The sequence below is a fragment of the Phytoactinopolyspora alkaliphila genome (assembly GCF_010550695.1).
GTDB lineage: Bacteria > Actinomycetota > Actinomycetes > Jiangellales > Jiangellaceae > Phytoactinopolyspora > Phytoactinopolyspora alkaliphila.
Genome location: NZ_JAAGOB010000007.1, coordinates 37,883 through 61,267 on the forward strand (window position 1 = coordinate 37,883; position 23,385 = coordinate 61,267).

Consider the following 23,385-nt stretch of genomic DNA (forward strand, 5'->3'; position numbering starts at 1 on the left):
GCGGTGCGGTGCAAGAGGTGCGGTGCGGCGCGTGCGACCCGATATTGTCAGGCGCCCCTCCTATCTTCGTGTGCATGAAGCTCGAAGCAGAAGAACGCGAACGTTTCCTTGCCGAACCGCACGTTGCCGCGCTGTCCGTCGTGGACCGGCCGGATCGGGCACCGTTGACTGTGCCCATCTGGTACCAGTACAAGCCCGGCGGAGAAGCGTGGGTGCTGACTCAGGCCGGGTCCAAGAAGGCACGCCGCATCGAAGCCGCCGGCCGGTTCACCCTGATGGTAGACCGGCTGGCGCCCACTGTGCGCTATGTCACGGCAGAGGGGCCGGTCACTCGAACCCAGCCGATGACGGAAGAGAAGATCTGGGAGATCGCCCAGCGCTATCTTCCTGAGGACAGCGCCGCCGCCTATGTCAAGATGTCGCTCGCCGAACACGGCGAGCAGGTGGTCATCCATATGCGTCCCGAGCATTGGCTGTCTTCCGACTTGGGCGGCTTCTGACCAGCGCGCCGAGCGCCGGGGCGGGCCGCAGCCGGGGTACGTGCCGGACATTGGGGCCGGCCGCGCGCCGGATACGTGCGCTGGGCGTGCCGGAAGGATACGTGCCGCATGCAGGGTAAGGAGAGCAGCATGAGCCCTCAGTTAAGATTCACCACCGTCAACATCAGCGCTGCCGATCCGCGTCGGCTGGCTCAGTTCTATGCACGTCTTCTCGGCTGGAAGATCACCGTCAACGAGGCAGACTGGGTCGTGATGCGCAACCCGGACGGCGGCGTCGGCCTGGCGTTCCAGCCTGAGTCGCCCTATGTGCCTCCGGTCTGGCCCACCACGCCGGAGCATCAGCAGATGATGATGCATCTGGAGATCGGCGTCGATGAGCTCGTGCCGGCGGTGGAGCACGCCCTGGAGTGCGGCGCCACGGTGGCGGAGTTCCAGCCTCAGGACGACGTGCGGGTCTGCCTCGACCCGGACGGACACCCCTTCTGTCTCTTCCTCCACCACCCGGAGTAGCCCGAGCGGGCCGAGCCGCCCGGCGCCGTTGTCTGTAGGTCTCAGGTGCTAGGGGTCTCAGATGCTGTGGTTCTCGGGTGTTGTGGATCTCAGGTGTCGCGGCGCTCGCGGGCTCTTCGCTTGCCCTCGTGCATCGCCTGCACCCGGGCCACGGGGATCGTGTGCCCCTCCTCGATCAGGTCCGGCGGCAAGGTCTGCGGCTCCGGCATCAGCTTGGCCCACGGGTCGTCGTCGCCGATCAGCTGTGGCGCCGTGTGGATGGTGAAGTCGGCGGGCGACACCCGGTCCAGGTGGTCCCAGGCCACCGGGAAGGACACCGGAACCCCGGGGCGCACGCGGGGACTGTACGCGGCCGCGACCGTGGCGCCTCCGGCCCGTGTCGAGTCGAGGAACACCTTGCCGTGGCGTTCGTCGCGCACGTATTGCGTGGTGGTCAGGTCCGGGTCGAGGCGTTCGGCGCGGGCCGCCACCGCACGAGTGGCCGCGGCGACGTCCTCCGGGCCCGCCGACGCCTTCAGCGGCACGAACACGTGCATCCCCTTGGCTCCGCTGGTCTTCGCCGCCGCTTGCAGGCCGTCGTCGGCGAGAGCTTGACGCACGACGTGCGCGGCCCGGACCACCACCTCGAAGCCTGCGCCCTCGGGAGGGTCGATGTCGATGATCAGGTGTGTCGGCTCATGTTCGTGTCCGGCCCGGGTCAGCGTCGGGTGATATTCCACGGCGCGCTGGTTGGCGAACCACAACAGGGTGCGCCGGTCGTTGCACAGTGCGTAGGACACCTCCCGCTTCGAGGCCTCCGCCCAGACCTGCACGGTCTTGACCCACGACGGCGTGTACTTCGGGGTGTTCTTCTGCATAAAAGGCTTCTGGCCGCGAAGCGCCCGGATCACCGACAGCGGCCGGTCACGCAGGCCGGCGATGATGTTCGAGCTGACCGCATCCAGATAGTCCACGAGATCACGCTTCGTGGCACCCGCATCTTTGAACAGGGGCTGATCCAGGTTGGTCAGCGAGACACCGTCGCGCTCTTCGTCGCCGCTCATGTGGTTCACCCTTCCCCAGAGTGCCCGCCGGGTCAACGAGACATGACGTGCACGGCGAGCGGAGACGGCCCCGCGTGCCGCGGGTTCTTCACCGCGACATATCCGGACAGGTGGGTCACAATGAGCGGGTGATCGACACTTCGCTCGTCGGATACTGGTCGGACGACATCATGTACTCCGGCGCCACGGAGGCGAACGACCTCACGTTCCGCCCGGACGGCTCGGGGTTCACGTACTGGGCGCGGCTCGGAGACGTCTTCGAGGTGGACCGTTTCACCTGGCACGTCGACTCCGCGGGGAAGCTGCACGTCCGCCTCATCCGGATGCTGACCGGCACATGGACCGTCCGGGACAATCGCATTCACCATCGCGTGCAGCTGGAGGACGACATCGACGTCGCTCACGAGACGAGCTACGCGCTGGCAGCGGGCCGTGACGTGTTCGGCAACAACGTCTCCACGCTGACCCTGCACCGCCCGATCCTTCCGGCCGCGACCGTGTTCGCGTTGCGCAAGGACGGCCAGGACGACCCGACCGCGGCCGACACGGTGTCGTTCGGCGAGCCACCGGCGCGCTAGCCCCCGCGCCAGCCATCTCCGACCCCCGCCTCAACCCCTGGCATGGGTTGAGGTCGTCAATGTGCCCGAAATATCCGATTCCAACGACCACAACCCATGCCAGGGGTTGTGGCGGTGCGGTGGAGGGAGGGCTATTCGCCGGTGAGCAGCTGTTCGAACGGCACGGACGTCAGTCCGCTGTCGGACGTCGAAGGACGCGGGGGAGTGCGGCCCGCTACGAGCTCGGCGAACTCCCCGGCCGCGCGTTCTATACGGCGGCCCAGGTGGCCATCGCCTGAGCCCCAGTCGGACGACGCCGCGTACACGGCGGTCGGCGCCGGAAGTGCACGCAGGTAGGCGAAGACACCACGCATCTGGTAGTCCAGCACCAGGGAATGGCGTTCGGTGCCGCCGGTGGCGCCGAGGAGCACGGGCAGCCCGACCAGGTCCTCGTTGCCGATGACGTCGACGAACGACTTGAACAGCCCGCTGTACGACGCCGTGAACACCGGCGTGACGGCGATCAGCCCGTCAGCGGAGCGGACCGTGTCCAGGGCGGAGCGCAGCGCCGCGCCGGGGACTTGGGTCACGAGGTGGTGGGCGATGTCGGTCGCGAGTTCACGCAGTTCGACTACGTGAATGCTTGCTTCGTCGCCGCCCTGCAGGAGGGCGTCGCGGGTGGCCGTGGCCAGGCGATCGGCCAGCAGCCGGGTGGATGACGGCTGGCTCAGCCCAGCTGTCACCACGGCGATGGAGCGTTCTGTCATGCGTGTCGCCTCCCGGCGGCCTTGAGCGATGCGTGGGTGGGAGCGTCGGGTATGTGTGCGGGCCGGCCGGCGGCCATCTCCGCGCGCAATACTGGCACCACCTCACTGCCCAGCATCTCAATCTGCTCCAGCACCACGGGCAGGGGGAGTCCGGCGTGGTCCATGAGGAACAGCTGTCTCTGGTAGTCGCCGACGTGCTCGCGCATGCTCGCATAGCGGTCGATCACCTGTTGTGGACTGCCCACGGTCAGGGGCGTCTCGGCGCTGAAGTCCTCCAGGCTGGGGCCGTGTCCGTAGACCGGGGCATTGTCGAAGTACGGGCGGAACTCGCGGACTGCGTCCTGGGAGTTCTTGCGCATGAACACCTGCCCGCCAAGGCCGACGATGGCCTGGTCGGCCGGGCCGTGCCCGTAGTGCTCGAACCGGTTCCGGTACAGCTGCACCATCTGCTTGGTGTGGGACATCGGCCAGAAAATGTTGTTGTGGAAGAAGCCGTCGCCGTAGTACGCGGCCTGCTCGGCGATCTCCGGACTGCGGATCGAGCCGTGCCAGACGAACGGAGGCACGCCGTCGAGCGGGCGTGGGGTGGAGGTGAAACCCTGCAGCGGCGTACGGAACTTGCCTTCCCAGTCGACCACCTCTTCTCGCCACAGGCGGCGCAGCAGCGCGTAGTTCTCGACGGCCAGAGCGATGCCGTTGCGGATGTCCTGGCCGAACCACGGGTAGACCGGCCCGGTGTTGCCGCGGCCCATCATCAGGTCCACGCGCCCATCTGCCAGGTGCTGAAGCATCGCGTAGTCCTCGGCGATCTTCACCGGATCGTTCGTGGTGATCAGCGTAGTGGCCGTCGAGAGGATGAGGTTGCGCGTACGGGCCGCGATGTAGCCGAGCATGGTGGTGGGCGACGAGGGCACGAATGGCGGATTGTGATGCTCGCCGGTGGCGAAGACGTCCAGGCCGACTTCCTCGGCCTTCAAGGCGATCGCGACCATCGCCTTGATGCGCTCGTGCTCCGACACCGTGGTGCCGGTGGTCGGGTCAGTGGTGACGTCGCCGACGCTGAAGATTCCGAACTGCATGGCGGATGCTCCCAACGGTGCCAGATTCATGCGTGCGCATCTACGCCAACAGGCCCGGCTGGCTGTCTATTCCTCAGGCGAATCCTTCAGTCGTGGTGCCCCACGATGCATCGGTGCCGAACTATCGATGCGCGTGCATCGAGTTGGCGGATTATGCTGGTCCTGTGAGGAAGACGGCCAGCCGCGCTACGTCGCGCCGGTTCAAGGTGCACGTGTGGCGCTCGTTGATGGAGGTCTATACGGCCGTTCTGGCCGAGACCGAGCAGGCGCTGGCGGCCCAGCACGGGCTCGCGCTGTCCGAGTTCGACGTGCTGGTCAACATCCCGCGCGAAGGCGTACGGCAAGGCGAGCTCACCCATCGCGTTGTGCTGAGCCAGAGCGCTGTGAGCCGGCTCGTCGTCCGCCTGGAACGACGCGGACTGGTCACCCGGGAGAACGACGCCCGGGACTCCCGGGGCGTCGTCGTTCATCTGACCGCCCAGGGGAGGGCCGTCCTGCATCCGGCTATCCGGACCAACGCCGAGATCGTCGAGCGCTCCTTCGCGGACTGGTTCACGCCGGAAGAGCTGGCGGCGCTGGACGCAGGTTTCACCCGGTTGCTGACCGCTCGTGCGGTGGCGCCTTGAGCGCCTCGACGTCCGCCGGCCGGCGGCTCGCTCTGCCGTCGTGCGGGGCCGACTGGGCGTGCCGCACCGCTGGGGCTGCGACTCGATGTCACAACCGGCACCAGTCCGGCGTGATCTTCTGTGAACTTTGCGCTTTCTGGATATGTTCTCCGGCCGAAACACTGGTGGCCAGCCGGAAACATGTGTTTCAGTACATCTAGGCGGGTGGGCTCCTCGATGGGAGGACGTGAGCCGTGAATTCGGAAAAGCGAGGCCTGGTGCGCTTCGCCAGGGACTTGCCGCTGGTCGACGAGTACGTAACTCTCGGCGAAGGGGAGACGCCGCTGGTCCCGCTCGACAAGCTCGCGAAGCGGCTAAAGATGGGCCGCCTCTCCGCGAAGCTGGAGTCACACAACCCCACAGGCTCTTTCCATGACCGGGTGGCGGCGATGTCCATGTCACTCGCCCGGACTCGTGGCAAGAAGGGCTGGATAGCCACGTGTTCGGAGTCGGCGGGCATGGCGCTCGCCGCCTACGGCGCTCGGGCCGGCCTGCCCGGCCTGTTGTGCGTGGTGTCGTCGGCTCCTGGTCAGGACTACGCGTCCTTGCTGCCGTTCGGCGCGCACGTGGTCGGGGTCCAGAGCGCCGCGGATGGAATGACGAGCAAATCGATGGAGGAGATGTTCGCACGCATCGCCGTCTCCGCGGAGCAACACAATCTGTATCTGGCGAGCGCCGTGCACACGCACAACCACGACGGCATGCGCGGCTTGGACGCCATCGGCTACGAACTCGCCGAGCAGGCCCCCAAGGCCAGCCACGTGTACGTCCCGACCGGCGGCGGAGGCCTGGCGGCGGCCATCGGCCGAGGGCTGAAGTATCAGGGCATCAAGGCGAAAATGATCGCGTGCCAGCCGGCCGGATGCGCGCCTGTCGTGTATTTCCTCAGTGGTGTCAGTTCCAGTCCCACCGTCTATCGGTGTGAGAGCAAGATCGCCGGGCTGCAGGTGCCGCACCCTCCGGACGGCCGGCTGGCCGCCGACGCGGTGCGCAAGTCCGGGGGGTGGGGGACTGTCGCGAGCGACGACGAGATCATCGCCGCTCAGAGCATGCTGGCCGCCACGGAGGGCATCTTCGTGGAGGCTGCCGGAGGCGCCGCGTTGGCGGCCATGATCAAGGATCTGGAGTACGGCCGGATCGACGCCACTGGCCACCAGATCCTGGTGCTGAGCGGTGCGGGGTGGAAGGACATGGGCCGGTATGGCGCTGCGGCCGCAGCACCCCCGGTGGTGGACGTCGCTGACCTTCAGGGCCAGGTGGACCGCTGGGCGGAAGAGCTGAACGACAAACCGTGACCCGCCACAACCACTGGCATGGGTTGTGGTCGTTGAAGCGGACATATCGGACCGATTTGCGACCTCAACCCATGCCAGGGGTTGTGGCGGCGCCACGGGTTGTGTCGGCGTGGAGAAGGGCGGCGCACGCCTTGAGTGCGTCCGCGGCCGCGGGTAACTGCTGCATGCTGAAGCGGGGTGCGGGAGCGGAGATGCTGATGGCGGCGGGCAGCCCGGCCGCGGTCAGCGGCACCGCCACGCAGCGGCTGTCGATCTCGTTCTCGCGGTCATCCACGGCGTGGCCCTCGGCGGCGACCTTCTCCATTTCCCGCATGAACGCCTCGATGCTGGTAATGGTCCGGGCGGTTCGCCGCGGCATGCCGTCCGCCGCCAGGATGACCTCCACCCGCTTCGCGTCCATGATCGACGCGATGGCCTTCCCCAGGGCGGTGCTGTGCAGGTGCTCGACGTCGCCCGGGCGCGCGGTGAGGCGGACGCCGTTCGGGCTGTCGAGGACGTCGACGTAGCAGATCCGGAAGCCGTCTAGGGCCGCGAGGCACACCGTCTCATTGAACCGGTCACGCAGCTCGGCCAGATGCGGGCGCAGCCGGACCGCGAGCACGCTGAGCTGCTGTGCGTGCAGTGGTATGAAGGCCGGCCCGATGCGGTACACGTCCGTCGAGGGGTCGCGGGTGACGTAGCGCCGGTCCTCGAGAGTGGTTAGGTAGCGGTAGGCCGTGCTCTTCGGGACATTCGTAGCATCGATGACCTGGGTCAGCGAAAAGCCCTCAGGATTCCTCTGGATGAAGTCGAGCATGTCGCACACGCGTGCCGCGGCCCGGATCGTGTAGTCGTTCCTGGGCCCGTGTTTCATGAAACAAAATCCAAAGTTCTTTCCATGATCCTACGATACGTAGCTCACGGCCTCCGGGCAAGCAATCACCGACGCGAGGGCGTCGGGCTGTTCCGGTGAGACGGAGGCCAGGCTGTGCCGGCGTGCCCCAGATCTGGTCCGGCAAGCCTGAAGGAGTGCCGCGGTAAGCCGCGGCACTCCTTCAGCGGGTCGAAGAACGACCCTCACGCCTCGTCGACGTCGTCCTCGTCTTCGGGCTCGGTCACAATGCCGTCGGCCACCTCGATCAGGACCTTGGCCACCTTCTCCAGGTCCTTGGTGGTGAACCGGCTGGCTGGGCCGCTCACGCTGAGCGCCGCCGGAAGGCTGGTGCCCAGGATCGGCGCCGCCACGCACCGCCCGTCCACGTCGTTCTCACCGTCGTCGATCGCGTAGCCACGCCTGCGGACCTTGTTCAGCTCCTCAAGGTAGTCATCGACGGCGGTGATGGTGTTGTCTGTGCGACGTTCCATTCCCGCGCGGGTCAAGATGCCCCGCACCTGGGCCTCTGGCAGCTGTGCGGCGATGGCTTTGCCCAATGCCGTGCAGTGCAGCGGATCGCGGTGGCCGCTCCGGGTGGCCATGCGTACCCAGCGCTTGCTCTCGGCGACGTCGAGGTACCGGATCTGATCGCCGTCGAGCATGCCCAGGTTGGCGCTCTCACCGGTCTCGTCGCGCAGCCGTTCGAGCGAGTTCCGCGCACGTTCGCGGAGCACTTCGAGGTGGCGGGACTGCATGCCGACGAAGCCGAGGCCGAGCCGGTAGCTGCCGGAGTTGCCTTCGCGCTCGACGTACCGGTGCTTCTCGAGTGTCCAGAGATAGCGGAACGCCGACGCCTTGGCGAGCTTGACCGTGCTGCTGATCTGGGCAAGCGTCATTCCGTTGGATGACTCCTGGAGCACGTTCAGAATAGAGATCACACGTTCGACCGAGCGATTGTTGTACTTGCGAAACTCTTCTGGTGATGCGGTGGCCGGATCCGGCGCGTCCGAGATATTCAGATTCTCGTCGTTGTGAAGCTCATCTGCATGATCGTCACCGTGCAGATCGGTATCGCTACGTCGCTGGCTGCGCTGACGTGGCATGACGCTGCCTCCCTTGTTTCTTCTTTCGAATTTCGTGTTTCTCTCGGAGTTTACTGGATCAAGAGGCTCCAGGGAGGGGCCAATTTCGAAGCAAGTCGGGATCGCTCCGGATCTCTCCGGAGAGTCCACTTTCGGTGCAGTCTGGCCCCTTGACGCGCCTCGGTCACGGTCCTACGGTTAATTCGACTGTTGGCTACAATATTTCATTGAGCGAAATGATCGATGGGCGGGCGGACATCGCTCTGCCGGTGACCGAGACAGGGGGCCGGAAGGTGAACGACGGCACGCTGGCACACGAGAACTCGATCCAGCTGCAGACGAGAGCACGGCAACGGGTGCCAGGTGGCGTGCACTCGAACGTGCGCCTGTCGGGGCCGCAGCCCTACGTCGAGCGTGGCAAGGGGGCCTGGCTGTACGACGTGGACGGCCGCAACTATGTGGACTACCTCCTGGGGCAGGGGCCCAACTTCCTCGGTCATGCGCCGGACGCCGTCCTCGACGTGGTCAGCGCCGCGGATCGTCGCGGCCTTGTCTACGGTGGCCAGCACGCGCTTGAGATCGAAGCGGCGGAAGCCGTGTGTGCCGCGCTCGAGTGGCCGGACATGGTCCGGTTCGGCGTCACCGGAACCGAGATCGTCCAGGCCGCGCTGCGGCTCGCCCGCGCGGTGACCGGCCGGGAGAAGGTCATCCGCTTCGAGGGGCACTACCACGGCTGGCTGGACAACGTGCTCGTCGCCGAGCACGACGGCGCCTGGGGCGTCGCCAGTGAGGGCCAGCTGCCGCACCATCTCGACGACTTCGTGGTCCTGCCCTGGAACGACGCCGAGGCGCTCGCCGAGGCGTTGCGCCGGCACGGACCCGAGATCGCGGCCGTGATCATGGAGCCGGTGATGATCAACGCCGGTGTGATCCAGCCGCTGGACGGATATCTGGAGCGGGTCCGCGAGCTGTGCACGGCGCACGGCGCGATGCTGATCTTCGATGAGGTGATCTCCGGCTTCCGGATCGGTCTGCAGGGTGCTGTGGGCCGCTACGGCGTGGTCCCCGACCTGGCGACCTACGGGAAGGCGCTCGGTGCCGGCGGTACCGTCGCGGCGCTGGTCGGCCGCAGGGACGTCATGGAGCTGTTCGGCCACGGGATGGTGAACCACTCCGGCACCTTCAACGGTGCGGTTCCGGCGATGGCTGCCGTCACTGCCAGTCTTGCCGTCCTGCGGGAGGATCCGCCGTATCCGGGCGTCGAGCGGCACGGCACGGCCCTGATGGCAGGCATCCGCCGGCTGGCCGCTGCGCATCGGATCCCGTTGCGGGTGGAGGGCCTGCCCGCGGCCTTCCACGTCTCCTTCGGCGACGTCGAGGTGACCGACTATCGCAGCCTCCAACTCTTGGACCTCGATCGCTACGCCCGCTTCTCCGAGGTACTCGTCCGGCACGGCATCTGGGTCGCCCCTCGAGGTATCTGGTACGTCTCCGCGTGTCACGGCGACGACGAGCTGGACGCCGCGCTCGCGAGGTTCAGCAAGGCGCTTGTCGCTTGGTCCGGCGGCTGACGCGCCGAGTGTGGCTCGCTGGAATGCGCCGATTGCCGGAATTCCCGATAACAACTCGGACTCGTGTGCGTTCGCAACGACTTCTGCATTGCGAACATCGCGGGATTGTGCAGAATGAATAGCACGCTGGCGTGGATGGGAAATGCCTTGCCGCTCACTTTCATGTGGTGAGTGGTGCCGTTCAGATCGAACACGGTCGCCTGTGTGGCGAACCCCGGACCGTGTGAGCGCGGGTCTAGCCACTCGCTGAGCACTAGGGAAACGATCGAGACTAGGCGGCCGAGATGACTCTTCTTCCCACGAGCCCGATGTCTGTCGAATTGACCATCTCGCACAGTCGGCTGTGGTGGCAGCCCGAAGGCGAGGACGAGCAGCCGGCGCATTGGAACGTTTCCGCGGACGTGTGGCCGATGACCCGATGCGCCGATCGCTATCGGCACGTCGCCGACATCGCGGTTTCCGTCGCGGACATCAGCCCCGAGCTCAGCCTCCTCGACTCGATCGATCTGGGGGACTGGTCCACCGAGTTCATCGCGGAGACCGTCCTGGACCTGGCGAAGGGCTCGCTCGTGAGCGAACTCGACCGACGGGTCAGCCAGGGTCCGGAGCGGATGCTGATCCTCAACCGGGTGGAGGTCCAGCCGGCGTGGCGCGGACACGGCCTGGCCGGGCCGCTGACGGCTGCCGCGCTGCATCGTTTCTCTCAGATGGCGCGGCTGGCCGTGTGCCGGCTGTCTCCGGCCGACTTCATGGACGCGGCGCCGGATCGGATCACCGCCGAGCTGGCGAGCCTGCGGCTCGGTGGCATGCTCGAGCGGATCGGCTTCTTCCTGTGGAACGGCGTGTACGTCGTGGATCTGCGCAGTACGGAGCTGATCGACGCCAGTCTCGAGCCATTGGAGCGGTGGGGCCCGTACAGCGGGCGGCAGGATGAGATCGCCTCTTGAGATGTGCGTGCCGGATCCACCGTGAAGCATGGGCCGACACGCCGGTCGGGGCGTGTCGTGCACATTGAGTGGCAATCGTGTCGTGTGTCAGGCACAATGATCTCGTCGCAGGTCCTCGGAATACGGGGAGAGGCCGCAGGGGAAGGCGTCCCTCGACCCACAGGAGGATCCGGTGACCACACGTGGCGTCCTGTACGTCCACGCCGCAACGCCGGCGTTGTGCCCGCATGTCGAGTGGGCCGCCGCCGGCGCTCTTGGTGTGCGCGTAAGCCTTGATTGGACACCTCAGCCTGCCCAGCCTGGCGCGTTCCGTGCGGAGTTGTCGTGGCAGGGCGAAGCGGGGACCGGTGCGCGCATCGCCTCCGCGCTCCGAGGCTGGCTGCATCTGCGCTTCGAGGTCACCGAGGAGCCCAGCGGCGGCAACGAGGGCGCACGCTACGCATACACTCCCGCGCTGGGGATCTTCCATGCGGTCACGGGGGTGCACGGCGACATCATGATCCCCGAGGACCGGATCAAGGCAGCCATCGTCCAAGCTGCTTCCGGCGAGATCGATCTTGAGGAAGAGTTGTGCCGGCTGGTTGGCAAACCCTGGGATGACGAGCTCGAGTCGTTCCGCTATGCGGGTGATGGCGCACCTGTGCGGTGGTTGCACCAGGTTGTCTAAAAAGTTGTCGTCGAGGGGTTCCGCCTGGGTGTTGTCACGTGTATGGTCACACCCAGGTAACGACTCGCAGCGTGGCCGCTCCGGCACTGGTGATTCCCCGGCCCGGTGATCCGGAAACACAGCGGCCTCACCACCTGGATGTGGCCCGGCTCCCCGACAGGGTTGAGCTGGGCCACATCGCTGTGTGCTGCTAGAGGCCCGTCACGATTGCGAAGACTGCGAGGTAGCGTTCCGCGGACGGAGCGCCCGGCAACGCGCGCTGTTGAGTAGGCTCTACGGTGAGGTGCGAAGACCCTCCACTCGTGCCCCCGCCATCACCAGTCGGTGATCGCCGTGCTCGCAAGCAACACCACACGCTACGGCTATGCGTACCCACGTCCGGGGCAGCCTGGTCACCTTGAAGCCTCCGGGGAGGCGATCAGACGACACAGCGACGATCAGGTGACCAATGTGAGGTCACAGAGGGATGTTGCCGTGCTGGCCGCGGGTATGCGGAGCCTCGGCCAAGGCTCGGGCCAGGGCGGAACGGGTGCGGGCCGGGTCGACCACCTCGTCGACGACGCCGATCTCCATCGCCTTGTCCAGTCCTCCGGCCACGCGCTCGTGTTCTTCCGCGAGCTCCGTTTCAACCTGAGCCCGCAGCTCGGGATGGACCTCGGCGAGCTTGCGGCGGTGGAGAATCCGCACCGCGGCGACGGCGCCCATGACGGCTACCTCCGCCGTGGGCCACGCCAGCACCTTCGTGGCGCCGAGGGCGCGGGAGTTCATCGCGATATACGCCCCGCCGTACGCCTTGCGGGTCACCAGCGTGACCCGGGGGACGGTGGCTTCGGCGAACGCGTGCAGGAGCTTGGCGCCGCGGCGCACCACACCGTCCCATTCCTGGCCCACACCAGGTAGATAGCCCGGAACGTCCACGACGACGACGAGAGGCACCCCGAGGGCGTCGCACATCCGGACGAACCGGGCCGCTTTCTCCGCGGAAGTGGAGTCGAGGCATCCACCCAGGCGCAGTGGGTTGTTCGCGATGACACCTACGGTGCGCCCTCCCAGGCGGCCGAGGGTCGTGGTGATGTTCGGCGCCCATCGGGCATGCAGTTCCAGCGCCGTCTCGTCGTCGAGCAGGTCGTCGACGATGGGATGGACGTCGTAGGCGCGCCTCGCTGACTCCGGCAGGTGCCGGCTGAGGTCCACGTCGGCGACATCGTCCAGCTTTAGCGTGCCCGGCGAGCCCAGGAGCGCCCCGAGGTGCGCGGCCCGGTCCAGGGCTTCACGCTCGCTACTGGCGAGCACGTGCACCACGCCGGAGCGGCGGCCATGCGGCTCCGGCCCGCCGAGGCGCAACATGTCGACGTCCTCGCCGGTGACCGAGCGCACCACGTCCGGCCCGGTGACGAAGATGCGCCCCTCAGGGCCGAGGACGACGACGTCGGTGAGCGCCGGGCCGTAGGCGGCACCGCCCGCGGCCGGACCCAACACCACCGACAGCTGCGGGACCGTGCCCGATGCGCGGGTCATGGCGGCGAAGATCTGCCCGACCGCATGCAGCGAGAGCACGCCCTCGGGCAGCCGTGCACCGCCGGAATGCCACAGGCCGATGATCGGCACGCCGTCGGCGAGCGCACGCTCGTAGGCCTCGACCACCACGCGGCAGCCATCCGCTCCCATGGCGCCGCCCATCACCGTGGCGTCGGAACAGAACGCGACAACCGGGGTGCCGTGCACGGTCCCGGTCGCGGCGAGCATGCCGCTCCGGTCGTCCGGGCTGATCAACTGCAGCGAGCCGTCGTCGAGGAGAGCCGCGAGCCGGTGGTTCGGGTGACGCGGATCGTCCCCGCGCACCGGCTTGCTGGCCTGCCCGGGGACTGAACGGCTGGCCACAGCGGTCATCACGGCCGCCGGAAGGCCAGGACCACGTTGTGACCGCCGAATCCGAACGCGTTGTTCAGCGCGGCCAGCTGGCCGTCCTCGAGTTTCCTCGGCACGTCGCGGACGACGTCGAGGTGGATCTGCTCATCGACGTTGTCGACGTTGATGGTCGGCGGGATCAGCCCGTGGTACAGCGACAGCACCGTGGCCATCGCCTCGACCGCGCCGGCGCCACCCAGCAGGTGACCGATCATCGACTTCGGCGCCGTCACCGGGATGCCCGGCAACGCGTCGCCGAACACCTTGCTCAGCGCGAGCGCCTCGGCGACGTCTCCGGCCGGCGTGGACGTCGCATGGCAATTGACGTGCGCGACGTCACCGGGGGAGAGGTCGGCGTCGGCGAGAGCCTTGCGGGTGGCGGCGATGATCCCGACACCGTCCGGTTCCGGCTGGGCGATGTGGTGGGCGTCGGCGCTCATGCCCGCGCCGGCGAGCACACCGTAGACGCGGGCGCCGCGAGCCTTGGCATGTGAGGCCGTCTCCAGCACGAACAGCGCGCCGCCCTCGCCGAGCACGAAGCCGTCCCGGTCACGGTCGAACGGCCGGCTGGCCAGTTCCGGCTCGTCGTTGCGCTTCGACAGCGCCATCATGTTGGCGAACGCCGCGATGGGCAGCGGGTGGATGACCGCCTCGGTGCCACCGGCGACGACGATGTCGGCGCGACCCGAGCGGATCATGTCCAGTCCGTAGGCGATGGCCTCCGAGCCCGACGAGCAGGCGCTGACCGGAGTGTGAACGCCGGCGCGGGCCTGCAGCTCCAGGCCGACGTTGGCGGCCGGGCTGTTCGGCATCAGCATCGGGATCGCCAGCGGCGACACCTTGCGGGGTCCGTGCGCAAGCAGCTGGTCGTAGTTGCCGAGCAGCGTGTGAAGCCCGCCGATACCGGAGGCGCACACCACGCCGAGCCGGTCCGGGTCGATACCGGCATCGGTCGCCTTGCCCTCGAATCCGGCGTCGGCCCATGCCTCACGCGCCGCGATGACGGCGATCTGCGCCGAGCGGTCCAGGCGCCGGGCCTGGACCCGGGACAGCACCTCGGAGGGGTCGACGGCGACCGGCGCGCCGAAACGCACCGGCATGTCGTCGACCCACTCCCCGGTCAGAGGCCGCACGCCTGAGCGGCCCGCCAGCAGCGAGTCCCAGGTCGACGCGACATCGCCTCCGACGGGCGTACTCGCGCCGAGCCCGGTGACGACGACAGGTTCCTGGGAACGGGTCATGACGATCAGGCTCCTGCCTTTTCGATGAACGACACGGCGTCACCCACGGTGGCGAGGTTCTTGACCTCGTCCTCCGGGATCTTCACGCCGAACTTCTCCTCGGCGGCGACAACGACCTCGATCATGGACAGCGAGTCGATGTCGAGGTCGTCGGTGAACGACTTCTCCAACTGGACGTCGGCCGCCGGCACGCCGGTGATCTCGTTGACGATCTCGGCGAGACCGCTGCGGATCTCTTCAGTGCTAGCCATGTTTTCCGGTTTCTCCTTCGGTGTTCGGTTGAAGCTGGACGAGAGGCGGGACGCGCACGTCGTCGGGCGGGCCGCCGCTGGGTCAGGGTATGCGGACCACCTGGGCGGCGTAGACCAGACCCGCCCCAAATCCGATGATGAGAGCCAAATCACCACTCTTCGCCTGGCCGTTCTCCAGCATCCGCTCCAATGCGAGCGGGATGGAGGCCGCCGAGGTGTTGCCCTGCGTGGCGATGTCCCTGGCGATCTCCACCGTGTCCGGCAGCTTGAGCTGCTTGGCCATCACGTCGGTGATGCGCATGTTGGCCTGGTGGGGGACGAACAGGTCGAGCTGGTCGGCGGTGATGCCCGCGGCGTCGAGCGCCTGCTGGGCGGCCTTCGCCATCTCGTACGACGCCCACCGGAACACCGGGTTGCCGAGCATCGTCAGATGCGGCATGCGTGGGCCGTCGTCGTTGAACAGGGCCTCGCGCCACTCCTCCTTCTGCCGGATGTGGTCGAGGTGCTCGCCGTCGGACCCCCACACCACCGGGCCGATACCCTGCTCGGCGTCGTCGTCGCCGGCTCCCACGACAGCCGCGCCGGCGCCGTCGGCGAAGATGAACGCGGTGGACCGGTCGTGCTTGTCGGTGAGGTCGGACAGCCGCTCCACCCCGATCACCATCACGTGACGGGCCGTGCCGGCACGGACCATGTCCGAGGCGAGCGAGAGGCCGTAGCAGAAGCCCGCGCAGGCCGCGGAGACGTCGAACGCGGCCGCGTGCTTGGTGCCGAGCTTGTGCGCGATCTCCACCGCCGCCGACGGCGTCTGGTACAGATGCGTCACCGTCGAGACGATCACGCAGTCCACCTGCTCCGCCTGGATGCCCGCGTGCGCCAGTGCCTTGCCGGCCGCGGCCAGGCTCATCGCGACAACGGTCTCCTCCTCGGAGGCCCAGCGCCGGCTCTCGATCCCGGAGCGGGTGCGGATCCACTCGTCGGAGGAGTCGATGTTCTCGATGATCTCCGCGTTCGTGACCACCCGCGTGGGGCGGTAGCCGCCGATGCCCAGGATGCGCGCCGGGCGCATCTGCGTCGGGACGTTGAGCGAGCCGCTCATGATGCCACCGCCTCAGGGTGCAGCCGGACCAGCGGTTGGCCCGGGGCGACCGGGTCGCCGTCCTCTACCAGCCATTCCAGCACGGTTCCGCCGTGCGTCGCCGTGACTTCCACGGAATCTCGCAGCGTGGCGACGGTGCCAATGATGTCGCCGGCGTTGAGTTGGGTGCCCGCCGGGAGACTGGCGGCGCTGAACGTGCCTTTCATCGGCGCGACCGCGAGCCGCCAAGTGGGACTGGCCGTCATGGGGCTCGGGCTTCCGTGCCGCTCAACGAATGCGCGGGCGTCGTCGAGCTGATCCGGCGTCTTCAACGCGAAGGTCTCGACGCCGGGAAGCGCGCGGCGGGCCAGCCCCGTCAGGGTGCCCGCGGGCGGCATCTCCAGCACGCCGGTGACACCGAGGTCGGCCATGGTTGCCTGGCACAGGTCCCAGCGCACCGGGTTCGACACCTGCTCCACGATCCGATTGAGCACCTCGCGCCCGTCGTGCACGACGTGGCCGTCGCGGTTGGAGAGCAGCCGGGTGCGGGGGTCGTGCGTGCTGATGGCGGTGGAATAGGAGCGCAGGGTGCTGACCGCGGGTGCCATGTGACGGGTGTGGAACGCGCCGGCGACCGCGAGGGGACGTAGCCGGGCGCCCTCCGGCGGGTCGTTCTTCAGCGCGTCGAGCTGTTCCACAGTGCCGGCGGCCACTACCTGGCCGGCGCCGTTGACGTTGGCCGGGGTCAGCCCGTGCTTCTCCAGGACCTGCAGGACGTCGTCGGCGTCGCCGCCGAGAACGGCGGTCATGCCGGTGGGGGTGGCGCTGGCCGCTTCCGCCATAGCGCGACCACGTTCGCGAACGAAGACCATGGCCTGCTCGGCGGTGATCACCCGTGCGCCCGCCGCGGCGGTGATCTCACCGACGCTGTGCCCGGCGACCGCCGCGACCGTGCTGAACGCGTCGGCTGGCTGCGGGAAGAGCTCCAGAGCTGCGACCAGTCCGGCCGCCACGAGCAGGGGCTGTGCGATCGCGGTGTCGCGGATGGCGTCCGCGTCGGCGTCGGTGCCGTAGTGCTTCAGGTCCAGGCCGGCGACGGCGGACAGCCACTCGATCCGGTTGGCGAACGTCGGCACCTCGAGCCACGGCGTGAGGAAGCCTGGAGTTTGGGAGCCCTGTCCGGGCGCGACGATGACCAACACCCTTCAAGCCTGCTCGTTACTCGTTCGTAGGAGGCATCGGCCCGGTCACAAGGTCGTCACAGTAAGTTTGGGTGGTTCCTACAAACGCTCACTGCTGCCGTCCTCCCGCCCCTTCCAGAATGATCATGTAAACCATGTTTTCTCGTGCGATACGAGGGCTGCAGGCATGGTGAAGCACGAGAAAACATGGTTTACATGATCATTCTGAAGGGGCGGTCTGGGGAGGGTGGGGGTGGGCGTCAGTCGATGGCCGGTGGGCGCAGACGCCCCAGTGTGAGCGCGAGCCGGAGCGTGTACGAGTCCCGTGGATCCGTTGGCATGAGCCCGACGACGTCCGCGACCCGCCGCAACCGGTAACGCACCGTGTTGGGATGGACGAAGAGCAACCGCGCTGCGGCTTCCACCGAGGCGCCGGTCTCCAGATAGGCGGCGAGCGTCTCCAGCACCACCGGTCCCGCTTCGGCGATGGGCGCGTACACCTCGGCGACGAGCTCCCGGGCGGCGTCGTCGTCCCCGGACAGCGCACGCTCGGCAAGCAGCGCGGATGCCGTCACCGGCCGGGGTGCGTCCGGCCAGCCGGCGGCCGCGAGCAGCCCTGAAACCGCGGCGCGCGCCGACACGGCCGCGGAGACCAGGTCCGGGACGAGCGGGCCGGCGATCACCGGGCCGGGTCCGAAGTGCGGCACGAGACACGTTGCCGCCTTCACCGGATCGTCCACCCGGCCAAGCACCACCACCAGGCGATCGCCCTGCACGCCGGTGAGCACGTCGTAGCCGGCCTTACGTGCCGTGCGGCGGACGTCGTCCACCGTGTTGTCGCTCGCGGCGGGGGGCCGGCCGATGGCCACCGTCACCCCGCTCTGAGCCGTCCAGCCCAGCGCCGAGGCGTGCGAGCGGACGTCCTCGTCGACTTCGCCGCGCAGGAGAGAGTCGACCACGGTCGCCTCCAGCCGGGCATCCCACGATCCCCGCGCCTCCGCGTAGCGGGCATAGACGTGCGCCGCGGAGAAGGCGACCTCACGTGAGTAGCGCAGCACACCTTCCAGGACGGCGGGGGAGTCCTCGTCGCCCACCACGTCGACGACGTTGTCCTCGACCACCTCGATGGCCACCCGCACCACCTCCACCGCCTGCTGCAGGCTGATGGAGCGGATGAGCTCGCGCGGCGCGGTGCCGAACACATCCGCGGTCGGCGTGGGCCGGGCGTGGTCCGGGTTGCGATACCAGTCGACGAAGGCCGCGATGCCCGCCTGGATCACCAGGCCTACCCACGACCTTTGCTCGGGAGGCATCGACCGGTACCAGGACAGGCGCTCCTCCATCTTGCCGATGGCGGCGGTCGCCAACGTGCCGGTGGCCCGCTCGAGCAGGTGCACCGTGTTCTCGTGGCGATTGACGTCGCGGCGTGGAGACATATCCGGCAGCGTACGCGCCGGCACGCGGCCGCTGAGCAGCCACCGGCCGCCGTTCGTGGCGGCGCGCCCGGAGAATCGTTGTTTGCGGAGGCTAGGAACGCGGCACGATCACCACTAGGCTGACGGCCTATGTCCACATCGGTGCCTCCCGGACCTCAACCCCGGCGCACGTCGCTGGATAAGATCGGCACGGAACTCCGGCCCATCCTCTTGGCCATGGCCGGTGGCCCGGTGCTGCTGATCGTCGTCGTCCTCCTGTCGTTCACCGAGAGCGGCGGCGTCACGTCGTTCCTGATCGCGCTCGTGGCGGGCCTGGCACTGATGAGCGCCGCGTGGCTCGTGCCAGGCGCGAGGCTGTCGCCTTTGGACCCGGGGCAGCGGGCAGACCCGATCGCCGCGGAACAGACGCTGCGTACCACCGCAATGCTCACCATGGCGCTCGCCGAGGCGCCCGTGCTGATCGGGCTGGCGATCGCCTTCGTCACCAACGGCTGGCTGCCCGCCCTGGCGGGAGGCATCATCGCCACCGCCGGCCTCCTCGTCTTCGGACCCACTCGCGCCCGGCTGACTGCCTGGAAGGAACGGCTCGAGGAACACGGAGCCCGGACGGGGCTTTAGCTCGCGTGTCGTGCCGAGGCCAGGACGACGGACACGGCGCGAGGACTCCTCACTACCTGTCCAGGTCTCGGGGCAGACTTGTCGGTGTGGATGACTTTCGTGTGATGCGCGGTTCGGAACGCTTCGTCAGCACCGAGCCGGGCCTCACGTCGCGGCATTCGTTCTCCTTCGGTCGCCACTACGATCCGGGGAACGTCGGCTTCGGTCTTCTCGTCATGAACAACGACGACGTGCTGCGCCCCGGCGCCGGTTACGACACTCACCCGCACCGCGACGTGGAGATCGTGACCTGGGTGCTGGAGGGCGCGCTGGTGCATCGGGACTCCACCGGGGCCGGCGGAGTGGTGTATCCAGGATTGGTGCAGCGGCTCAGCGCCGGCCGCGGGGTCCAGCACTCCGAGTTCAACGACGGCCCGGGTCCACGGCCCGAAGGAAACGCCGAGCTATCCGCGGCGCGGGCAGGCGCGGGTGACCCCGCCGGTGTGGGCGACCCCACTGGCGCGGCTGCTCCGCTGCGATTCGTGCAGATGTGGGTCCCGCCGAGTGAGCATGGCGTGGATCCGTCGTACGAACAGCGTGATGTGTCTGCTGATCTCGGCGCCGGAGCGGGCCTGGTGACCGTGGCCAGCGGCATGTCGCGGCACGCGGGCGTCGCAGCGATCAGCCTGGGGCAGCGGGCGGCGGCGATGCACGTCGCACGATTGACCGCGGGTCAGCCCGTGCGGGCGGGGAGTGAGCCATTCGTGCCAAGGGCTGTCGTCCTGCCCGGCGCGCCGTTCGTCCACGTGTATGTGGCTCGCGGCTCGGTGGAGGTCGAGGGTATCGGCCGGCTGGACGAGGGGGACGCCGTGCGCATCACCGACGAGGGTGGACGTCGGGTGACAGCGTCTGCCGACCGCCGTGACACCGGGCCGGAGGACGTCGTCGCCGAGATCATTATCTGGGAAATGCACGCCGACGTTCGTGGCGCCGCCGGCTGAACGGCCGTCGTCGATGCGATCCCGCGTTGAACCGGTGCGTCCCATGCTGACGATCAGATGACGGAACCCGGTGTTCTTGCGCCGGATTGTCACCTGATCCTTTTCAACTGCGAGGGGACGAGGGGAGGCTCGCCGCCGGTGACGGCCGGGTGTGGCCGTCACCAGCGGGCGGGTCAGGACTCGCCGCCGGCTTCCTCAGCCGTGGTGGCGTTGACGTCGCCGAGTTTGTACTGCTCGTGCGCCTTCTTGACGACGTCCCACGGCACCTCGTTGCGCCGGGCGAGCAGCGTGAGCACGTTGATCACGATCGATTGTGCATCGACCTTGAAGTGCCGCCGCAGCGCCGCACGCGTGTCGGACAGGCCGAACCCGTCGGTACCTAGGGACACCCAGTCGCTCGGCACGTAAGGCGCGATCTGGTCCTGCACAGCACGCATGTAGTCGCTGACCGCGACGACGGGACCCTGTGTTTCGACGAGACGCTCGGTCACGTAGGGGACGCGCGGCTCCTCCGAGGGGTTCATCAGGTTCCACTCGTCGCAGCTCAGAGCTTCCCGGCGCAGCTCGTTCCACGACGTCACGGACCACACGTCGGCGGCGATCTGCCACTCGTCGGCGAGACGCTGCTGCGCCTCCACGGCCCAGTTCATCGCCACGCCGGAGGCCAGGATCTGCGCGTGCGGCACCTTGTCGCCCGGCGCCACCTCCATCGGCTTGTACAGGTACATGCCCTTGAGCAGGCCATCGACGTCGAGATTCTCGGGCTCGGCCGGCTGGACGTACGGCTCGTTGTAGACCGTGAGGTAGTAGTAGATGTTCTCGGCTTCCTCGCCGTACATGCGGCGCAGGCCGTCCCGGACGATGTGCCCCACCTCGAAGCCGTAGGCGGGGTCGTAGTGCACGACGGCCGGGTTGGTGGAGGCGAGGAGCACGGAATGGCCGTCCTCGTGCTGCAGGCCTTCACCGTTCAGGGTGGTGCGCCCGGCCGTGGCGCCGAGGACGAAGCCCTTGGCCATCTGGTCCGCAGCAGCCCAGAAGCCGTCGCCGGTGCGCTGGAACCCGAACATCGAGTAGAAGATGTAGATCGGGATCATCGTTTCGCCGTGGGTGGCGTAGGAGGTGCCCACCGCCGTCCACGACGCGACGGAGCCGGCCTCGTTGATGCCCTCGTGCAGGATCTGGCCCTCGGTGGACTCCTTGTAGGACAAGAACAGCTCGCGGTCCACCGAGGTGTAGTTCTGCCCGTGCGGCGAGTAGATCTTCAGCGTGGGGAACAGGGAGTCCATGCCAAAGGTGCGCGCCTCGTCGGGGATGATCGGCACGATCCGGTGCCCGATCTCGGAGTCCTTGAGCAGGTCCTTCAAGAGCCGCACGAACGCCATGGTGGTGGCGACGGCCTGCTTGCCGGAGCCGCGCTTGGCTACTTCGTACACCTTGTCGCCGGGCAGGACCAGAGGCTTGGCGCTGGTGCGGCGCTCGGGGAGGAAGCCGCCCAGTTTGGACCGGCGTTCCATCATGTAGGCGTGCTCGTCGGAGTCCTTGCCCGGGTGGAAGTACGGCGGGTTGTAGACGTCCTCCAGCGCGGAGTCGGGGATCTCCATGTACAGCCGGTCCCGGAAGAGCTTGAGGTCGTCGCCGGTGAGCTTTTTCATCTGGTGGGTGGCGTTGCGGGACTCGAAATGCGAGCCGAGCGTCCATCCCTTGATCGTCTTGGCCAGGATCACGGTGGGCTGGCCGGTGTGCTCGGTGGCGGCGCGATAGGCCGCGTAGAGCTTCTGGTAGTCGTGGCCGCCGCGCTTGAGGCCCCAGATCTGTTCGTCGGTGAGGTTTTCGACCATCTTGGCCGTGCGCGGGTCGCGGCCGAAGAAGTGCTCACGGACGTAGGCACCGGACTCGGCCTTGTACGTCTGGTAGTCGCCGTCCGGGGTGGCGTTCATGAGGTTGACCAGCGCACCCTCGGTGTCCTCGGCGAGCAGGGGGTCCCACTCGCGGCCCCAGATCACCTTGATGACGTTCCAGCCGGCGCCGCGGAACAGCGACTCCATCTCCTGGATGATCTTGCCGTTGCCGCGGACCGGGCCGTCGAGCCGCTGCAGGTTGCAGTTGACGACGAAGGTCAGGTTGTCCAGCTCTTCGCGGGCCGCGGCGCCGATGGCGCCGACGGTCTCCGGTTCGTCCATCTCGCCGTCGCCGAGGAACGCCCAGATGTGCTGCTGGTCGGTGTCCTTGATGCCGCGATTGTGCAGGTAGCGGTTGAACCGAGCCTGGTAGATCGCGTTGATCGGGCCGAGGCCCATGGAGACGGTGGGAAACTCCCAGAAGTCCGGCATCAGCCGTGGGTGCGGGTACGACGGGAGGCCGCCCCCGAAGCCGGCGTGGGAGAGCTCCTGGCGGAACCCGTCCATCTGGTGCTCGGTGAGGCGTCCCTCTAAATACGCGCGCGCGTACATGCCGGGGGACGCGTGGCCCTGGAAGAAGATCTGGTCGCCGCCGCCAGGGTGGTCCTTGCCGCGGAAGAAATGGTTGAAGCCGACCTCGTAGAGGCTCGCCGACGACGCGTAGGTGGAGATGTGCCCGCCGACGCCGACGCCGGGGCGCTGGGCCCGCTGCACCATCATGGCAGCGTTCCAGCGGGTGTAGGCGCGGATTCGCCGCTCGACGAACTCGTCGCCGGGGAACTCGGGCTCGGACTCCGGCGGGATGCTGTTGATGTAGTCGGTGTTGCGCAGGCTGGGGATGCCGACCTGGTTCTCACCGGCATGCTGGAGAAGGCGCAGCATCAGATACCGGGCGCGGTGTTTCCCGCCGTGCTTGATCGCAGCGTCCAGGGACTCCAGCCACTCTTGTGTTTCCTCCGTGTCAGCATCAGGAAGCTGGCTGGGAAGGCCGTTGATGATGATCGAGGAGCGGTCTGCAGCCACGATGATCCCTTCGCGGTTGTTAGGCGTCAGCACGTGTGGTGCCGGACTCATGGTTGTGCCAGGGTCACTGTTTCAGTTCCTATCCTCCTCGCTCGGCCGGGATTCGTCATCATCGGGGTCTGGATTCTTGCCTCCCGGCGCCCCACACGTAGCGCCAACGTGCCAGGCTGTACCAAACTTGTCCGGCGGGTTCACTTGCGCGAAGGCGCATGCTTAGGTGGACTACGGGCTATGG

22 protein-coding genes are annotated in these 23,385 nt (G+C 67.7%); 10 read left to right on the top strand and 12 right to left on the bottom strand.

Annotated features, from left to right (window positions below):
• The first annotated feature begins 74 nt into the window (after positions 1-74).
• Together G1H11_RS13905 and G1H11_RS13910 are read left to right on the top strand one after the other, a co-directional pair.
• The gene (locus G1H11_RS13905) at positions 75-500 is read left to right on the top strand and encodes a pyridoxamine 5'-phosphate oxidase family protein (protein ID WP_163819193.1); all 426 of its coding nucleotides are present in this window, start codon (positions 75-77) and stop codon (positions 498-500) included.
• A 129-nt stretch (positions 501-629) separates the two neighbouring features.
• A complete protein-coding gene (locus tag G1H11_RS13910) occupies positions 630-1,010 on the top strand; it encodes a VOC family protein (protein ID WP_163819194.1) in 381 nt (126 codons plus the stop codon).
• Between the two features lie 89 nt (positions 1,011-1,099).
• Here G1H11_RS13910 and ligD read toward each other — a convergent pair whose 3' ends face one another.
• Positions 1,100-2,053 (bottom strand): non-homologous end-joining DNA ligase, encoded by a 954-nt coding sequence (ligD, locus tag G1H11_RS13915; protein ID WP_163819195.1) that lies wholly within the window; start codon positions 2,051-2,053, stop codon positions 1,100-1,102.
• Positions 2,054-2,181: 128 nt separating this feature from the next.
• Between ligD and G1H11_RS13920 the strand changes: the two genes are divergently transcribed.
• Positions 2,182-2,631 carry a hypothetical protein gene (locus G1H11_RS13920; RefSeq protein ID WP_163819196.1) on the top strand — a complete coding sequence of 150 codons (450 nt, stop codon included), beginning with the start codon at positions 2,182-2,184 and terminating at the stop codon, positions 2,629-2,631.
• Between the two features lie 131 nt (positions 2,632-2,762).
• Here G1H11_RS13920 and G1H11_RS13925 read toward each other — a convergent pair whose 3' ends face one another.
• Both G1H11_RS13925 and G1H11_RS13930 read right to left on the bottom strand, forming a co-directional pair.
• Positions 2,763-3,377 carry an FMN reductase gene (locus G1H11_RS13925; protein ID WP_163819197.1) on the bottom strand — a complete coding sequence of 205 codons (615 nt, stop codon included), beginning with the start codon at positions 3,375-3,377 and terminating at the stop codon, positions 2,763-2,765.
• Positions 3,374-4,456, bottom strand: coding sequence for an LLM class flavin-dependent oxidoreductase (locus tag G1H11_RS13930; RefSeq protein ID WP_163819198.1), 1,083 nt, complete (start codon positions 4,454-4,456; stop codon positions 3,374-3,376). Before G1H11_RS13930 ends, G1H11_RS13925 begins: the two co-directional genes overlap by 4 nt.
• Positions 4,457-4,620: 164 nt before the next feature.
• Between G1H11_RS13930 and G1H11_RS13935 the strand changes: the two genes are divergently transcribed.
• Both G1H11_RS13935 and G1H11_RS13940 read left to right on the top strand, forming a co-directional pair.
• Positions 4,621-5,082, top strand: coding sequence for a MarR family winged helix-turn-helix transcriptional regulator (locus G1H11_RS13935; RefSeq protein ID WP_216843753.1), 462 nt, complete (start codon positions 4,621-4,623; stop codon positions 5,080-5,082).
• 233 nt (positions 5,083-5,315) lie between these two features.
• Complete coding sequence (locus tag G1H11_RS13940) at positions 5,316-6,416, top strand: pyridoxal-phosphate dependent enzyme (RefSeq protein ID WP_163819199.1); 1,101 nt, start codon at positions 5,316-5,318, stop codon at positions 6,414-6,416.
• 64 nt (positions 6,417-6,480) lie between these two features.
• Here the strand turns inward: G1H11_RS13940 and G1H11_RS13945 are convergent, their stop codons facing one another.
• Together G1H11_RS13945 and G1H11_RS13950 are read right to left on the bottom strand one after the other, a co-directional pair.
• Positions 6,481-7,269 carry an IclR family transcriptional regulator gene (locus tag G1H11_RS13945; protein WP_163819200.1) on the bottom strand — a complete coding sequence of 263 codons (789 nt, stop codon included), beginning with the start codon at positions 7,267-7,269 and terminating at the stop codon, positions 6,481-6,483.
• A 203-nt stretch (positions 7,270-7,472) separates the two neighbouring features.
• Positions 7,473-8,372, bottom strand: coding sequence for an IclR family transcriptional regulator (locus G1H11_RS13950; RefSeq protein WP_163819201.1), 900 nt, complete (start codon positions 8,370-8,372; stop codon positions 7,473-7,475).
• A gap of 215 nt (positions 8,373-8,587) precedes the next feature.
• Here G1H11_RS13950 and G1H11_RS13955 point away from each other — a divergent pair, with 215 nt between their 5' ends.
• From G1H11_RS13955 to G1H11_RS13965, 3 genes are all read left to right on the top strand, one after another.
• On the top strand, positions 8,588-9,922 hold the full coding sequence (locus tag G1H11_RS13955; RefSeq protein WP_163819436.1) for an aspartate aminotransferase family protein: 1,335 nt from the start codon (positions 8,588-8,590) through the stop codon (positions 9,920-9,922).
• A gap of 308 nt (positions 9,923-10,230) precedes the next feature.
• Complete coding sequence (locus G1H11_RS13960; protein WP_163819202.1) at positions 10,231-10,869, top strand: GNAT family protein; 639 nt, start codon at positions 10,231-10,233, stop codon at positions 10,867-10,869.
• 172 nt (positions 10,870-11,041) lie between these two features.
• Positions 11,042-11,536, top strand: coding sequence for a DUF3145 family protein (locus G1H11_RS13965; RefSeq protein WP_163819203.1), 495 nt, complete (start codon positions 11,042-11,044; stop codon positions 11,534-11,536).
• A 456-nt stretch (positions 11,537-11,992) separates the two neighbouring features.
• Here G1H11_RS13965 and G1H11_RS13970 read toward each other — a convergent pair whose 3' ends face one another.
• The 6 genes from G1H11_RS13970 to G1H11_RS13995 all read right to left on the bottom strand — a co-directional run bounded on the left by G1H11_RS13970 (position 11,993) and on the right by G1H11_RS13995 (position 18,631).
• Positions 11,993-13,426 carry an acyl-CoA carboxylase subunit beta gene (locus tag G1H11_RS13970; protein WP_163819204.1) on the bottom strand — a complete coding sequence of 478 codons (1,434 nt, stop codon included), beginning with the start codon at positions 13,424-13,426 and terminating at the stop codon, positions 11,993-11,995.
• Positions 13,426-14,685, bottom strand: coding sequence for a beta-ketoacyl-[acyl-carrier-protein] synthase family protein (locus G1H11_RS13975; RefSeq protein ID WP_163819205.1), 1,260 nt, complete (start codon positions 14,683-14,685; stop codon positions 13,426-13,428). Before G1H11_RS13975 ends, G1H11_RS13970 begins: the two co-directional genes overlap by 1 nt.
• Positions 14,686-14,690: 5 nt before the next feature.
• On the bottom strand, positions 14,691-14,936 hold the full coding sequence (locus G1H11_RS13980; protein ID WP_163819206.1) for an acyl carrier protein: 246 nt from the start codon (positions 14,934-14,936) through the stop codon (positions 14,691-14,693).
• 82 nt (positions 14,937-15,018) lie between these two features.
• The gene (locus tag G1H11_RS13985; protein ID WP_163819207.1) at positions 15,019-16,035 is read right to left on the bottom strand and encodes a beta-ketoacyl-ACP synthase III; all 1,017 of its coding nucleotides are present in this window, start codon (positions 16,033-16,035) and stop codon (positions 15,019-15,021) included.
• Complete coding sequence (locus tag G1H11_RS13990; RefSeq protein WP_163819208.1) at positions 16,032-17,216, bottom strand: acyltransferase domain-containing protein; 1,185 nt, start codon at positions 17,214-17,216, stop codon at positions 16,032-16,034. Before G1H11_RS13990 ends, G1H11_RS13985 begins: the two co-directional genes overlap by 4 nt.
• 239 nt (positions 17,217-17,455) lie before the next feature.
• Positions 17,456-18,631, bottom strand: a complete 1,176-nt coding sequence (locus G1H11_RS13995) for a PucR family transcriptional regulator (protein ID WP_163819209.1) — start codon at positions 18,629-18,631, stop codon at positions 17,456-17,458.
• A 129-nt stretch (positions 18,632-18,760) separates the two neighbouring features.
• On the opposite strand from G1H11_RS13995, the gene G1H11_RS14000 reads away from it, so the two are divergent.
• Together G1H11_RS14000 and G1H11_RS14005 are read left to right on the top strand one after the other, a co-directional pair.
• Positions 18,761-19,249, top strand: coding sequence for a hypothetical protein (locus tag G1H11_RS14000; RefSeq protein ID WP_163819210.1), 489 nt, complete (start codon positions 18,761-18,763; stop codon positions 19,247-19,249).
• A 104-nt stretch (positions 19,250-19,353) separates the two neighbouring features.
• Positions 19,354-20,229 (top strand): pirin family protein, encoded by an 876-nt coding sequence (locus G1H11_RS14005; protein WP_163819437.1) that lies wholly within the window; start codon positions 19,354-19,356, stop codon positions 20,227-20,229.
• Positions 20,230-20,402: 173 nt separating this feature from the next.
• Here G1H11_RS14005 and aceE read toward each other — a convergent pair whose 3' ends face one another.
• On the bottom strand, positions 20,403-23,150 hold the full coding sequence (gene aceE, locus G1H11_RS14010) for a pyruvate dehydrogenase (acetyl-transferring), homodimeric type (RefSeq protein WP_163819211.1): 2,748 nt from the start codon (positions 23,148-23,150) through the stop codon (positions 20,403-20,405).
• Positions 23,151-23,385 lie beyond the last annotated feature (235 nt).